The 12,969-nt window shown below is 65.8% G+C and carries 12 protein-coding genes and 1 tRNA gene; 8 read left to right on the top strand and 5 right to left on the bottom strand.

Annotation, left to right across the window (positions count from 1 at the left end):
- Position 1: 1 nt before the first annotated feature.
- On the top strand, positions 2 to 976 hold the full coding sequence (denD, locus tag J8I26_RS01030) for a D-erythronate dehydrogenase (protein ID WP_209603228.1): 975 nt from the start codon (positions 2 to 4) through the stop codon (positions 974 to 976).
- A 677-nt stretch (positions 977 to 1,653) separates the two neighbouring features.
- Here denD and mmsB read toward each other — a convergent pair.
- The 3 genes from mmsB to J8I26_RS01015 form a co-directional block, all read right to left on the bottom strand.
- Positions 1,654 to 2,547 (bottom strand): 3-hydroxyisobutyrate dehydrogenase, encoded by an 894-nt coding sequence (mmsB, locus tag J8I26_RS01025; protein ID WP_209603225.1) that lies wholly within the window; start codon positions 2,545 to 2,547, stop codon positions 1,654 to 1,656.
- A gap of 10 nt (positions 2,548 to 2,557) precedes the next feature.
- Positions 2,558 to 4,066, bottom strand: coding sequence for a CoA-acylating methylmalonate-semialdehyde dehydrogenase (locus tag J8I26_RS01020; RefSeq protein WP_209603223.1), 1,509 nt, complete (start codon positions 4,064 to 4,066; stop codon positions 2,558 to 2,560).
- An 80-nt stretch (positions 4,067 to 4,146) separates the two neighbouring features.
- A complete protein-coding gene (locus J8I26_RS01015; protein ID WP_209603221.1) occupies positions 4,147 to 5,379 on the bottom strand; it encodes an ABC transporter substrate-binding protein in 1,233 nt (410 codons plus the stop codon).
- Positions 5,380 to 5,595: 216 nt separating this feature from the next.
- Between J8I26_RS01015 and J8I26_RS01010 the strand changes: the two genes are divergently transcribed.
- The 7 genes from J8I26_RS01010 to J8I26_RS00980 all read left to right on the top strand — a co-directional run bounded on the left by J8I26_RS01010 (position 5,596) and on the right by J8I26_RS00980 (position 11,683).
- A complete protein-coding gene (locus J8I26_RS01010; protein ID WP_209603219.1) occupies positions 5,596 to 6,513 on the top strand; it encodes a LysR family transcriptional regulator in 918 nt (305 codons plus the stop codon).
- Positions 6,514 to 6,583: 70 nt separating this feature from the next.
- On the top strand, positions 6,584 to 7,165 hold the full coding sequence (locus J8I26_RS01005) for a DJ-1/PfpI family protein (RefSeq protein ID WP_209603217.1): 582 nt from the start codon (positions 6,584 to 6,586) through the stop codon (positions 7,163 to 7,165).
- A 604-nt stretch (positions 7,166 to 7,769) separates the two neighbouring features.
- On the top strand, positions 7,770 to 9,254 hold the full coding sequence (locus tag J8I26_RS01000) for a PAS domain-containing methyl-accepting chemotaxis protein (protein ID WP_209604729.1): 1,485 nt from the start codon (positions 7,770 to 7,772) through the stop codon (positions 9,252 to 9,254).
- Between the two features lie 177 nt (positions 9,255 to 9,431).
- A complete protein-coding gene (locus tag J8I26_RS00995; RefSeq protein ID WP_209604725.1) occupies positions 9,432 to 10,028 on the top strand; it encodes a sigma-70 family RNA polymerase sigma factor in 597 nt (198 codons plus the stop codon).
- 62 nt (positions 10,029 to 10,090) lie between these two features.
- Entirely contained in the window at positions 10,091 to 10,399 is a 309-nt protein-coding gene (locus J8I26_RS00990) for a hypothetical protein (protein WP_209604727.1), read from the top strand.
- Positions 10,400 to 10,401: 2 nt separating this feature from the next.
- Positions 10,402 to 10,704 (top strand): 4Fe-4S binding protein, encoded by a 303-nt coding sequence (locus J8I26_RS00985; RefSeq protein WP_245200011.1) that lies wholly within the window; start codon positions 10,402 to 10,404, stop codon positions 10,702 to 10,704.
- Between the two features lie 79 nt (positions 10,705 to 10,783).
- A complete protein-coding gene (locus J8I26_RS00980; protein WP_209603215.1) occupies positions 10,784 to 11,683 on the top strand; it encodes an NAD(P)H-binding protein in 900 nt (299 codons plus the stop codon).
- Between the two features lie 42 nt (positions 11,684 to 11,725).
- On the opposite strand, the gene J8I26_RS00975 is transcribed toward J8I26_RS00980, so the two are convergent.
- The gene (locus J8I26_RS00975) at positions 11,726 to 12,517 is read right to left on the bottom strand and encodes an enoyl-CoA hydratase-related protein (protein WP_209603213.1); all 792 of its coding nucleotides are present in this window, start codon (positions 12,515 to 12,517) and stop codon (positions 11,726 to 11,728) included.
- A 375-nt stretch (positions 12,518 to 12,892) separates the two neighbouring features.
- Positions 12,893 to 12,968 (bottom strand) — tRNA-Glu (locus J8I26_RS00970).
- Position 12,969 lies beyond the last annotated feature (1 nt).

Genomic DNA, 12,969 nt, shown 5'->3' with positions numbered 1-12,969 from the left:
CATGCATATCGTCATCACCGGCGGCGCCGGTTTCCTGGGCAGCCGACTGGCGCGCCAGCTCCTGCAACGCGGCACCCTCACCGGCCGCGACGGCAAGCAGCAGGAGATCAAGCGCATCACCCTGCTGGACGTGGTGCCGGCGCAAGGCTTCACCGACCCGCGCATCGAAGCCGTGACCGGCGACATCGCCGACGCCTCCGTGATCGAGCGTGTGATCACCGCCGATACGCAATCGATCTTCCACCTCGCCGCCATCGTCAGCGGCCACGCGGAAGCCGATTTCGAGCTGGGCATGAAGATCAACTTCGACGCCACCCGCATCATCCTGGAACGCGCCCGCGCCCTCGGCACCAAGCCGCGCGTGGTGTTCACCAGCTCGGTGGCGGTGTTCGGCGGCGAGCTGCCGGCCATCGTTCCCGACAACACCCTGCTGATGCCGCAAAGCTCCTACGGCGCGCAAAAGGTGATGGGCGAGCTGATGGTGCAGGACTACAGCCGCAAGGGCTTCATCGACGGCCGCGCGCTGCGCATGCCGACCATCTCGGTGCGCCCGGGCGCGCCCAACAAGGCGGCCTCCAGCTTCGCCTCCGGCATCATCCGCGAGCCGCTGAACGGCCAGCCGTCGGTATGCCCGGTGGGTGCCGACACCCGCATGTGGCTGATGTCGCCGCGCCAGGCCATCGCCAACCTGATCCATGGTCATGAAATCAACGGCGCCGACCTCGGCCTGGCCCGCTTCCTGTCCATCGACGGCCTGTGCGTGACGGTCAAGGACATGGTCGCCGCGCTGGAAGAAGTCGCCGGCAAGGACGTGGTCAAGCTGATCGAATGGAAGGAAGACGAAGCCATCAAGCGCATCGTCAACTCCTGGCCCGGCCAGTTCGAAGCCAAGCGCGCCAAGGCGCTGGGCTTCACCGCCGACGCCAACTTCGCCGACATCATCCGCGCGCATATCGAGGATGAAGTGAAGAAGTAATCCACTGGCTTGGTCAGTGGATTCAGCTGAAGCTGATAACGAACGGCGCCTGCGGGCGCCGTTTTCTTTTCCGCAGCGATCTGCGCGAACGACGCTGGGTCCTGACCTTCGTCAGGACGACAGAATGGAAGTATCTTGAACCGCCGGCGGCTCCGGCAACACCTCAATGTCATCCCTGCGAAAGCACGGATCCAGTGGCGTTCGCCATGCCTCAATGGACGTTGAACGACGCCGGGTTCCTGCTTTCGCAGGAACGACATCGATAATAAGGCCAATACCTCCCCATGCTCGAGATCCCTCCTCCGTCGTCCCGGCGAAGGCCGGGATCCAGTGTCGTGTGCCGCTTTTCTGAAGCATGACAAACGACGCCGGGTCCTGACCTTCGTCAGGACAACAGAATGGAAGTATCTTGAACCGCCGGCGGCTCCGGCAACACCTCAATGTCATCCCTGCGAAAGCAGGGATCCAGTGGCGTTCGTCGTGCCTCAACGATCGTTGAACGACGCCGGGTTCCTGCCTTCGCAGGAACGACAGATGGCGAGAGATTTTGAACCCTGAGCGGTATTGGCGGCTTCCTCCATGCCGTCATTCGCTCAGAAAAAAAACGCGGCCGAAGCCGCGCAAGAATTACTTCCTCGGAGTACAAACGGACAGCATGAAGACCACCATGCAAGTCCTTACTGCGCCTTGCCCAGCAAGTTGAAGATGCTGGAGAAATCCAGCTTGCCGGAACCGCTCTTGCTGTGAATGTCGTACAGGTTGCGCGCCGCCGCGCCCAGCGGAATGGCGCTGCCGGTGGCCAGCGCGTTCTCCACGGCCAGGCCCAGGTCCTTCAGCATCAGGTCCACGCCGAAGCCGCCGGCATAGCCCTTCGACGACGGCACCGCATCCATCACGCCGGGACAAGGGTTGTAGACCTCCAGCGTCCAGTTGCGGCCCGAGCTCTTGGACATGATCTCGGAGAGCACCTTCGGGTCCATGCCGTTGGCCACGCCCAGGCGGATCGCTTCCGAGGTGCCGATCATCAGGATCCCCAGCAGCATGTTGTTGCATACCTTGACGGTCTGGCCGCTGCCGCTGTCGCCGGCGTGGTAGATCGCCTTACCCATCTTTTGCAGGTAAGGCTGGGCGGCGTCGAAGGCCTTCTTGCTGCCGCCCACCATAAAGGTCAACGTGCCGGCTGCGGCGCCGTTGGTGCCGCCGGAAACCGGCGCATCCAGCATCTCGAAGCCCTTGGCCGCAGCTGCGGCGGCGACCTTGCGCGAAGCCTCCGGCGCGATTGTCGAGCAGTCGATCAGCAGCGCCCCCGGCTTGGCCGAGGCCAGCACGCCTTTGTCGCCCAGATACAGCGACTCGACGTGCTTGCTGGCCGGCAGCATGGTGATGACGACGTCGGCCTTGGCCACCGCCGCCATGGAGTCGGCCTCGGTCTTGCCGCCTGCCTCCACCAGCTTGTCGACGCTGGCCTTGACCAGGTCGTGGCCGCTCACCGTGAAGCCGGCCTTGACCAGGTTCTGCGCCATCGGCAGGCCCATGTTGCCCAGGCCGATGAAGACAATATTCGCGCTCATGATGCCCTCCTTATTTCAGCGAGATGGTGGTGTTGACCTGGCCGGCCGCCTCGTCCGGCGCGTACCAGCGCGCGGTGACGGTCTTGGTCTGGGTCCAGAAGGTGACCGCCTGCTTGCCGTTGGGGCCGAGGTCGCCCAGCTTGGAGGCGCGCGAGCCGGTGAAGCTGAAGTAGGCCACCGGCACCGGGATGGGCACGTTGATGCCGACCTGGCCGACGTCGATCTCGTTCTGGAACTTGCGCGCGGCGTAGCCCGAGCTGGTGAAGATCGAGGTGCCGTTGCCGTTGGGGTTGGCGTTGATGAAGGCGATCGCCTCGTCCAGCGTCTCCAGCTCGACGATGCACATCGCCGGGCCGAAGATCTCCTGGGTATAGATATCCATCTCGGCCTTCACGCCGGTGAAGACAGTCGGGCCGACGAAGTTGCCGTTCTCGCTGCCGGCCACCTTGAAGTTGCGACCGTCCAGCAGCAGCTTGGCGCCCTGCTCCACGCCGCGGCCGATCAGGCGCTCCACGCGCTCCTTGGCAGACGCCGAGACCAGCGGGCCGACATCGGCCTTGCGGTCGCTGCCGGGGCCGACCTTCATGGCCTTGGAGCGCTCGACGATCTCTGGAATCCATTCGCGGGTCTTGCCCACCAGCACCACCACCGAGTTGGCCATGCAGCGCTGGCCGGCAGCGCCGAAGGCCGCGCCCAGCAGGTTGTTGATGGCGTGATCCTTGGGCGCGTCGGGCAGCACGATGCAGTGGTTCTTGGCGCCCATCATGCATTGCGCGCGCTTGCCGGCCTCGCTGGCGCGGCGGTAGATGTGGGTGCCGACATGGGTCGAGCCGATGAAGGACACCGCCTTGATGTCGGGATGGTCGCAGATCATGTTGGCCACGTCCGGGCCGCCGTGCACCACGTTCAGCACGCCCGGCGGCAGGCCGGCCTGGTTGGCCAGCTCGACCAGGAACAGCGAGGAAGTCGGATCCTGCTCGGAGGGCTTGAGCACGAAGGTGTTGCCGCAGGCGACCGCGATCGGGAACATGAAGCAAGGCAGCATCACCGGGAAGTTGAACGCGGTGATGCCGGCGCCCACGCCCAACGGCTGGTACAGCGTGTAGACGTCGACCCCGCCGGCCACGTTCTCGGCCATCTCGCCCAGCTGCAGCGAGGTGATCGAGCAGGCGTGCTCCACCACTTCCAGGCCGCGCATGACCTCGCCTTCGGCGTCGGGCAGGGTCTTGCCGTGCTCGCGGGTGATCAACTCGGCCAGCGGCGCGATGTTCTCGCGCAGCAGTTGCTGGAACTTCAGCATGATGCGCATGCGCTGGGCCAGCGAGGTGTTGCGCCAGGTCTTGAAGGTCTCCTTGGCGTTGGCGACGGCGCGGTCGACTTCCTCTTTGGTGGCGAACGGCACGCGCGCCACCACTTCCTGGGTGGCCGGGTTCTTCACGTCGCGCCACTCCTTGGAGGTCGACTGCACCTTCTCGCCGTTGAGGTAAAGGGGAACGTTGGGAATATTGGCTTGGCTCATGATGCAGTTTCCATAAATAAGAATGAAAGACCGGGGCGGCATGCAGATGAATGAGGGGACCTGCCGTCCCGGGAGAAGCGTTATTGCTTGACCAGCGGGCAGGCCGCGTCCATCGGGCGGAAGGCCTGCTGCGCCGGGATCACCGACAGCAGTTTCAGGTAGTCCCACGGCGCCTTGGATTCGGCCGGCGACTTGACCTGGTACAGGTACATGTCGTGGATCACGCGGCCGTCGGGGCGAATCGAGGCGTTGCGCATCACCACGTCGGAGATCGGGATCTCGCGCATCTTCTGCGACACCACCTTCCAGTCGGCGGTCTTGGCGGCGGCGCGCGCCTTCAGGAAATGCAGCACGCTGGAATACACGCCGGCCTGCACCATGGTCGGCTTGTTGTTCTTGAACTGCGCCTCGAAGCGCTTGGAGAAGGCGCGGGTCTGCTCGTCGTAATCCCAGTAGAAGCCGTCGGTGTAGACCAGGCCCTGGGCCGCGTCCAGGCCCAACGCGTGCACGTCGGAGAGGAACACCAGCAGCGCCACCAGGCGCTGGTCCTTGCCGCCGACCGCAAACGAGCGCGCCTGCTTGATCGCATTGACCACGTCGGTGCCGCCGTTGGCCAGGCCGATCACCTGGGCCTTGGAGGCCTGGGCCTGCAGCAGGAAGGAGGAGAAGTCGGAGGCGTTCAGCGGATGGCGCACCGAGCCGACCACCGTGCCGCCGTTGGCCTTGACCACGTCGGCCGCGTCCTTCTCCAGCGAGTGGCCAAAGGCGTAGTCCACCGTCACGAAGTACCAGGATTTGTTGCCCAGCTTGGTCAGCGCCGCAGCCGCGCCGGCGGCCTGGGAATAGGTGTCGAACATCCAGTGGAAGCCGTTGGTGGCGCATTCGGCGGTAGTCAGCGCGCCGGTGGCCGGCCCGCTGTACATGGCGATGCCGCCCTTTTCCTTGATCAGCTTTTGCACCGCCAGCGCCACCGAGGAGTTGGTCAGGTCGGCGATGGCCTCGACCTTGTCGCGGTCCAGCCATTCACGTGCGCGGGTCACGCCGACGTCCGGCTTGTTCTGGTTGTCGGCCGAGAGAATCTCGATCTTCATGCCCTTGCACTCGGCCTTGAGGCAGTCTTCCACCGCCATTTTGGCGGCTACCACCGAGCCCTGGCCGCCCATGGCGGAATACGGGCCGGACATGTCGGTCAGGATGCCGACCTTGACGGTATTGGCGTCCTGCGCCATGGCAGGCGTGACGGCGCCGAAGAGGGAAATCGCACAGGCAACAGCGGCGGCCATGACCGAACGGCCGAATACGTTCTTACGCATTTTGTCTCCTTGATATTGTCGTTGTTGTCGGTCGCGTCCGCCGTTGCATCGACGTCGGATCGCGCCGCATTCCTCCTGCTGCGGGGCCAAGCATCAAGCGTGCTTTTCCTCTGCAGCAGGTGCATTTTGCATGTGCGTTAATATCGGTACAATAAACATAAATCCAAAATGCTTTTGCACCAATGCAAAACGCATGCAATAAGGACAGGAGACCGCATGCTGGACTGGGACAATCTCAGGATCTTCCTCGAGCTCACGCGCAGCCAGGGCCTGGTCGACGCCGCCAAGAAGCTGGGCATCGACCATTCCACCGTGTCGCGCCGTATGAAGCGTTTCGAGGAACAGGTCGGCAGCCAGCTGTTCGATCGTAACAACCACGGCTACAAGCTCACCGCCGACGGCTACCGCCTGGTGGAATACGCGGAGAAGATCGAGAGCACCGTCTACGCCGCCGCCGAGGAACTGGGCGGGCACAACAGCAAGCTCTCGGGCCAGGTGCGACTGGGCGCCACCGAAGGCTTCGGCACCTTCATGCTGGCGCCGCACATCGCCCACTTCTGCGCGCGCAATCCGCACATCACGGTGGACATGCTGCCAATGCCGCGTTTCGTGAACCTGTCCAAGCACGAGGCCGACATCAGCGTGGCCATCGAGCGCCCGCTGTCCGGTAATTACGTGGTCACAAAACTGTCCGACTATGTACTGAAGCTCTACGCCACGCGCGAGTACCTGGAGCGCCACGCCTCCATCCGCACGCTGGCCGATCTGGAGCAGCACAACTTCATCGGCTACATCGACGATCTGGTGTTCAGCGAGGAATTGCGCTACAAGGACACGGTCGCCCCCGAATCCTTCCGCGCCTTTCGCAGCACCAGCGTGGTGGCGCAATACACCGCCGCCTGCAGCGGCCACGCGCTGGCCATCCTGCCCTGCTTCCTGGCCCAGCAGTCCGAACTGCTGGTGCCGGTGCTGAGCCAGGAGATCGCCATCACCCGCACCTTCTGGCTGGTGGCGTCCAGCGAACAGCGCCATGTGGCGCGCGTGTCGGCGCTGTGGAGCTACCTGCGCGAATGCGTGGAGATGAACCGGGATTTTTTGATGGGCGAATCACGTCAGATGCGGTGGCTGGCCTGACCCCCCAGGGTCGCGCCACCCGCCAGTTTCACCCCGGCCCGAGGCCGGCTTTACCCTCAAGGAGATGACGATGGCTGCGAAGAAGATCCTGTTGTTGACCGGCGATTTCGCCGAAGACTACGAAACCATGGTGCCGTTCCAGGCGCTGCAGATGGTCGGCCATACGGTGCATGCCGTGTGCCCCGGCAAGAAGGCCGGCGACAAGGTCAAGACCGCCATCCATGACTTCGAAGGCGACCAGACCTACACCGAAAAGCCGGGCCACAACTTCGCCCTCAATGCCAGCTTCGATGAAGTCAGCGTGGCCGGCTACGACGCGCTGGTGGTGGCCGGCGGCCGCGCGCCCGAATACCTGCGTCTGAACCCCAAGGTAATCGAGCTGGTGCAGGGCTTCGCCAAGGCCGACAAACCCATCGCCGCGGTCTGCCACGGCCCGCAGGTGCTGGCCGCGGCCGGCGTGCTGGAGGGCAAGAAGGTCTCGGCCTATCCGGCCTGCGCGCCGGAGGTCAAGCTGGCCGGCGGCGAGTTCGCCGACATCGCGGTGGACGCCGCCATCACCGACGGCAAGCTGGTCACGGCGCCGGCCTGGCCCGCCCACCCGGCCTGGCTGGCGCAATTCCTGAAGGTGCTGGGCACGAAGATCGAGCTGTGACCGGCGCACCGCTCGCCATGCAAACTCGCGCATAGTCACAGCAACTTCGCGCTACTTCAACGAAAACGCACCCATTGGGTGCGTTTTCTTTTTGAGCAAGATTTCCCTCAGGTATTTTGTCCGGCGTGTTGATGCAGCTCAAATCGGCCGGCCCGGGATGGCGCGCGGCGGCGTTATAAATATGGCAATTCCCATCGCATGCGTCTCGCATGCATGACCGCCGACGTCGCCGATGGGACGGCGTAACCGCAGGGGGTGCACATGATCGTAATCCAGGACGGCTGACCACGACGCCGGCGCCGACGCGCCGACCATGCCCATGTCAGGGCGCTTCCACCCGACGACCAGCAATGCGTTCCATTCGCCCGCTTAGCAGCAGCGCGGATGCGCCCCGGTCTTGCCGTCGCCATTGCCGTCGCCACCGTCATCACCACCGACCATCATGAAGATCAACGACCTGCCCCAGGCCTTCACACCCTTGGCCGAAGAGACCGAAACCTATCCGCTGGCGCCCGCCGGCACCCGTCCGCCTGTCATCGCGCCCGCCATCCTTCACATCGATTCCGATGAGCAAGGCCACGCCTACCCGGAACAGGCCACGCTGATGTCCACCACCGACACCACCAGCCTGGTCACCTACGCCAACTCCACCTTCCTCAGTGTCAGCGGCTTCGCCCGCGGGCAGATCCTTGGCCAGCCGCACAACATCGTGCGCCACCCGGACATGCCCAAGGAAGCCTTTGCCGACATGTGGCGTACGCTCCAGCGCGGTGACGCCTGGACCGCGCTGGTCAAGAACCGCCGCGCCGACGGCAACCACTACTGGGTGCGCGCCAACGTCACGCCGATCCGCCGCCAGGGCGAGGTGCACGGCTACCTGTCGGTGCGCACCCGTCCGGCGCCGCAGGAAGTCGCGGCAGCGGCAGCGCTGTACCAGTCCTTTCGCGAAGGCCGCGCGCGCGGACTGCGCTTCTACAAGGGACTGGTGGTGCGCAACGGCGTCATGGCCTGGACCCGCCTGGGCCAGGTGATGCCGGTGCGCTGGCGCCTGCGCCTGGCGCTGGGCGGCGCGGCGCTGGTGTCGCTGGCCGCGCAATGGCTGGCCACCGGCACGCCGCTCTCGGTGGCCGGCGGCGTGCTGCTGGCCTCGCTGGCGGCTGCCGGCGCCTGGCTGGAATATCGCGTCGCCCGCCCGCTGGGCGAGGTGCTGGAGCAGGCCAAGGCGGTGGCCGCGGGCCAGCCGACGGAGACGCCCGGCATCAACCGGGTCGACGAGATCGGCCTGCTGCTGCGCGCGGTGAACCAGGCCGGCCTGAACCTGCGCGCCCTGCTGGACGACGTCTCGGCCCAGATCGACGGCCTGGCCGAGGCCAACCGCCAGATCGCCGGCGACAACACCGACCTGCGCCAGCGCACCGCCGACACCCACTCGCACCTGCAGCAGACCGCCGCCGCGGCCGAACAGATGGCCGCTGCCGTCGAGCACAGCGCCCAGACCGCGCAGGCGGCGCACGCACTGGCGCGCGAAACCAGCGACACCGCCGCACGCGGCAGCGAGGTGGTGATGCAGGTGGTGCAGACCATGCGCGAGATCGCCCAGTCGTCGGAAAAGATCGGCGAAATCAACACCCTGATCGACAGCATCGCCTTCCAGACCAACATCCTCGCGCTCAACGCGGCGGTAGAAGCGGCCCGCGCCGGCGAGGCCGGACGCGGCTTCGCGGTGGTGGCCGGCGAGGTGCGCAACCTGGCCCAACGCAGCGCCGGCGCGGCGCGCGGCATCAAGCAACTAATCGCCGAGAGCGTCTCCAAGAGCGAAGCCGGCGCGCGCCGCGCGGAATCGGCGGGACGCGAAATGGGCGTCATCGTCGACGAGGTGCATCGCCTGAGCGCGCTGATCGGCGAGATGTCGACCAGCGCCAGCGAGCAAAGCCTGGGCGTGGCCCAGGTCAGCGAATCGGCGCTGATGCTGGACGGCATGACGCAGAAGAACGCCGACATGGTCGAGCACTCCGCCGCCGCGGTGGCCAACATGCAGGCGCGCATGGACACGCTGGCCGACGCCGTGGCGGTGTTCGGCCGCCGCTGATCTCCCGCTCCCTCTGCCCCCCTGCTTGCGGGCGTTGCCGCCATGGCAACGCCCGCGCCCAAGTATTTCCTTCACGCGCCGTCCCGCGACGGCAACCGCTAGAATCGGCGGTTTCCCCACTCCTTCACTTTTTTTCGCGACCGCACAATATCCCCGGAGATGAGCCGTCTTCAGGGCATGCAGGCGATTCCCGACAACCAAGCCATGAGCGACAAGGACAGCGAAATCACCGCCACCGTGCTGCGCGAGCGTACGCGGCTGGGCGGCTTCATTCGCCGTCGGGTGGCCGACGCCGGCGAGGCCGAGGACATTCTCCAGGACGTGTTCCATGAGTTCGTCCAGGCCTACCGGCTGCCGGAACCGATCGAGCAGGTCAGCGCCTGGCTGTTCCGGGTAGCCCGCAACCGCATCATCGATCGCTTCCGCAAGAAGAAGGAAGAACCGCTGGCCGCGTTGCACGAAGGGGCCGACGCCGACGACTTCGATGCCGCCGACAACGCGTGGCGGCTGGACCTGGCGCTGCCGGCCGTGGACGACGGCCCGGAAGCGGCCTATGCCCGGTCGATGCTGCTGGAAACCTTGCAGGAAGCGCTGGACGAACTGCCGGCCAACCAACGCGAGGTGTTCGTCGCGCATGAGCTCGACGGCATCAGTTTCAAGGAGATGGCTGCCGCCAGCGGCACCAGCCTCAACACCCTGCTGGCGCGCAAGCGCTATGCGGTCCTGCATCTGCGCGAGCGGCTGCAGGCGGTTTATGACGAATTGGAGATGTGATGGACCAGGATCAGAATCAAGGACGGGAATTGGAGCAGATCAGGCCGCGCCGGCGCTTTCGCATGGGCTTCCTGATCAAGGGGGTGTTCGCGCTGCTGTGCGTGGGCGTGCTGGGCGGCGCGGTGATGCTGCTGTGGAACTGGGTGGTGCCGCCGATGTTCCCCGGTGCGGTCGAGATCGGGTTCTGGCGTGCGCTGGGCTTGCTGGTGTTGTGCCGCATCCTGTTCGGCGGTTTCCGCGGTCGCCATGGCGGCTGGCATGAAAAGAAGCGCCGCATGCGTGCGCGCTGGGAGGCCATGACGCCGCAAGAGCGCGAACGCTTCCAGTCGCGCTGGCGCATGTTCGGCTGCCCCAACCGCGAGCGCGATTGAGCATGGGCGCCGCTTTTCCGATGCAGGCTGCCAATTGCAAGCAGCCGCCCGGCATCATCGTGCCGGTGGTGAACCTCAAACGCTGCGAGGGCAAGGCCGATTGCGTGCCGGTCTGCCCGGAGAAGGTATTCGAGGTGCGCCGCATCGACGACGCCGACTTCGCCGAACTGGGCTGGCTGAACCGATTCAAGCTGCGCGTGCACGGCATGCAGGTCGCCTATACCCCCAATGCCGACGCCTGCCGCGCCTGCGGCCTGTGCGTGGCGGCGTGCCCGGAGCACGCCATCACGCTGCGCCGCAGCTAGCGCCTCCTCCCCCGGCGCCACCGCTTCCTGCCTTGCCGGCCGCGCCGGCAGATTGTTCTCCCATCCGTCCGGAGGAAACATGAACCAGCCCCACCCTGCTGCCCGTCCCCGCGTCGTCGTCGCCGGCGCCAACAGCCAGACCGGACGCCTGCTGCTCCTGCTGCTGCGCGACTCCGGCATGCACGCCACCGCGCTGGTGCGCCAACCCGCCCGGCTGGTGGCCGACGAGGTGATCAGCGACTGGACCAACAACCCGCACAGCGCCGAGGCCATCGCCGCCGCCGACGCCGTGGTGCTGCTGACCGGCGTGGTGGGCGCCGACCATTGGGCCGCCTACGAGCACGGCATGGTCGACACCGCGCGCCAGGTGGCGCAGGCGGTCGGCGCACGCGATACGCGGGTGGTGTATTTTTCCTCGCTGCTGGCCGATGCCGGCTCGGAGAACTGGTACCTGCGCGCCAAGGGCATGGCCGAAGACGTGCTGCGCGTCCTGCCGGGCAGCGTGATCTTCCGCCTGGGCCCGGTGGTGCGCGGCAGCCCGCAGCCGCTGCCGTTCGAGCAAGCCTTGCTGCAGCAGGCGCCCGACGCGCCGGTGGTGCTGTATGGAGAACATGCCGAACAGCGCACCACCCGCCCGATCAACCTGGGCGACGTCGCCACCATTGCCGAATCGGCGGCACTGGGCATGGGCAAAGCGGGAATCTATGAATTGGCGGGACCGGAAGAACACAGCCTCGCGCAGTTGGCGCGGCTGGCCAATGGCGGCGACGTAGCAGTGCGCTCTGCGCCGTTGCAGACGCTGGCCTGCCCGGTGCTGCAGCACTCGGTGCGCGACCTGCTGGCGCGCATCGCCGCCCCGCGCGATGCAGGCGCGCCGGCCGCCACGGCTGCCGCCTTCGGCCTGCGCCTGACGCCGCTGTCGCTGGCCTGGCCGCTGGATGCGCCGGAGCCGCAAGGCACGCAAGAAGCGGCTTCATAAGACACCGCCGCCGTCCGGTATTTCGCGCAGGTCTGTTCGCGCTCAGTCTTTCACCGCCCAGGCCGGCGTGCTCTTCTCGAGGAAAGCGCGCAGGCCCTCGCGCCCCTCATCGGAGGCGCGCAGGTCGGCGATCACGCCGGCCGTATATTCCGCCAGGTCCGGTGTGACCTTCACGGGGTTGGCCACCTGCACCAGCTGCTTGGCCGCGCGCATGGCCTGGGGGCCGTTGTTGAGCAACGCGGCCAGCGCGAGCTCCACCTTGTCGTCCAGCTCGACGGCCAGCACCACCTCGTGCACCAAGCCGATCGCCGCCGCGCGGATGGCGGAGAAGCGCTCGCCGGAGACGAAGTAACGGCGCGCCTGCGACACGCCCATCTTGGCGATCACGTACGGACTGATGGCCGCCGGCGCCAATCCCAGCTTCACCTCGGACAACGCGAAAAACGCCGCCTCGGAGACGATCGCGATGTCGCAGCACGACACCAGGCCCACGCCACCGCCCATCACCGCGCCCTGCACCTTGGCCACGGTCGGCGCCGGAAAGCTGTTCAGGGTTTCCATTAGCAGCGCCAGGTTGCGCGCATCGCGCAGGTTGTCGTCGCGCGATGCATCGCCCATGCGCCGCATCCAGGCCAGGTCAGCGCCGGCGGAGAAGGATTTGCCGGTCGACGTCAACAGCAGCACGCGCGTGCGGGCGTCGTCGCGCGCCTGACCGATCAGCCGGATCAGGTGCAGGATCAGCTGGTCATCGAAGGCGTTGTGCACGTCCGGACGATTCAAGGTGATGGTGGCGACGCCGCGATTGTCGATGTCGAGATTGGCTGCCTCTGCCATGTGCGCTCCTGAGTATGAGTATTGGTTTGCCGGAGAGGATAGCGCAAAACATCCGCCGTGATTGCCGCCGGGGAGACAGTGCTGCCTGAATGATTTTTGCTGGATGAAAAAAAGCCGCATCATGATGATGTCGGGCTTCTGCTTTGTGTGCCGCTCACTGGAATCGACGGTGACGCTCGGCTTAGATTCAGTCATATGAGTGAGCGCGCGTTGCGTGAGCGAGAATGCGCTCAGGCATGGTGGACTGGGAAGTGAGGTAGCGGCCAACCGCTCAATGGCCGCAGCCTGTGACGATCTGCAGCGGCGCATCGCCGAGCACCACGGCCCGGGTGCCGCAGAAATAAAAAAAGCCCGCAATTGCGGGCTTTCTTGTCTTGGCGTCCCCACGGGGATTCGAACCCCGGTACTCACCGTGAAAGGGTGATGTCCTAGGCCTCTAGACGATAGGGACA

This window comes from Herbaspirillum sp. LeCh32-8 (assembly GCF_017814915.1).
Lineage (GTDB): Bacteria > Pseudomonadota > Gammaproteobacteria > Burkholderiales > Burkholderiaceae_D > Herbaspirillum.
Note: the sequence above shows the minus strand (reverse complement) of the source record. Positions and strands in the feature narration are given on the sequence as shown.

Excerpts from the sequence above, each read along its gene's own strand:
- J8I26_RS00980 (WP_209603215.1), top strand. The coding sequence starts at position 10,784 with ATGAACCAGCCCCACCCTGCTGCCCGTCCCCGCGTCGTCGTCGCCGGC.
- mmsB (WP_209603225.1), bottom strand. The coding sequence starts at position 2,547 with ATGAGCGCGAATATTGTCTTCATCGGCCTGGGCAACATGGGCCTGCCG.
- J8I26_RS01005 (WP_209603217.1), top strand. The coding sequence starts at position 6,584 with ATGGCTGCGAAGAAGATCCTGTTGTTGACCGGCGATTTCGCCGAAGAC.
- J8I26_RS00995 (WP_209604725.1), top strand. The coding sequence starts at position 9,432 with ATGCAGGCGATTCCCGACAACCAAGCCATGAGCGACAAGGACAGCGAA.
- J8I26_RS01015 (WP_209603221.1), bottom strand. The coding sequence starts at position 5,379 with ATGCGTAAGAACGTATTCGGCCGTTCGGTCATGGCCGCCGCTGTTGCC.
- J8I26_RS01010 (WP_209603219.1), top strand. The coding sequence starts at position 5,596 with ATGCTGGACTGGGACAATCTCAGGATCTTCCTCGAGCTCACGCGCAGC.
- J8I26_RS01000 (WP_209604729.1), top strand. The coding sequence starts at position 7,770 with ATGTCCACCACCGACACCACCAGCCTGGTCACCTACGCCAACTCCACC.
- J8I26_RS00985 (WP_245200011.1), top strand. The coding sequence starts at position 10,402 with ATGGGCGCCGCTTTTCCGATGCAGGCTGCCAATTGCAAGCAGCCGCCC.
- denD (WP_209603228.1), top strand. The coding sequence starts at position 2 with ATGCATATCGTCATCACCGGCGGCGCCGGTTTCCTGGGCAGCCGACTG.
- J8I26_RS00975 (WP_209603213.1), bottom strand. The coding sequence starts at position 12,517 with ATGGCAGAGGCAGCCAATCTCGACATCGACAATCGCGGCGTCGCCACC.
- J8I26_RS01020 (WP_209603223.1), bottom strand. The coding sequence starts at position 4,066 with ATGAGCCAAGCCAATATTCCCAACGTTCCCCTTTACCTCAACGGCGAG.
- J8I26_RS00990 (WP_209604727.1), top strand. The coding sequence starts at position 10,091 with ATGGGCTTCCTGATCAAGGGGGTGTTCGCGCTGCTGTGCGTGGGCGTG.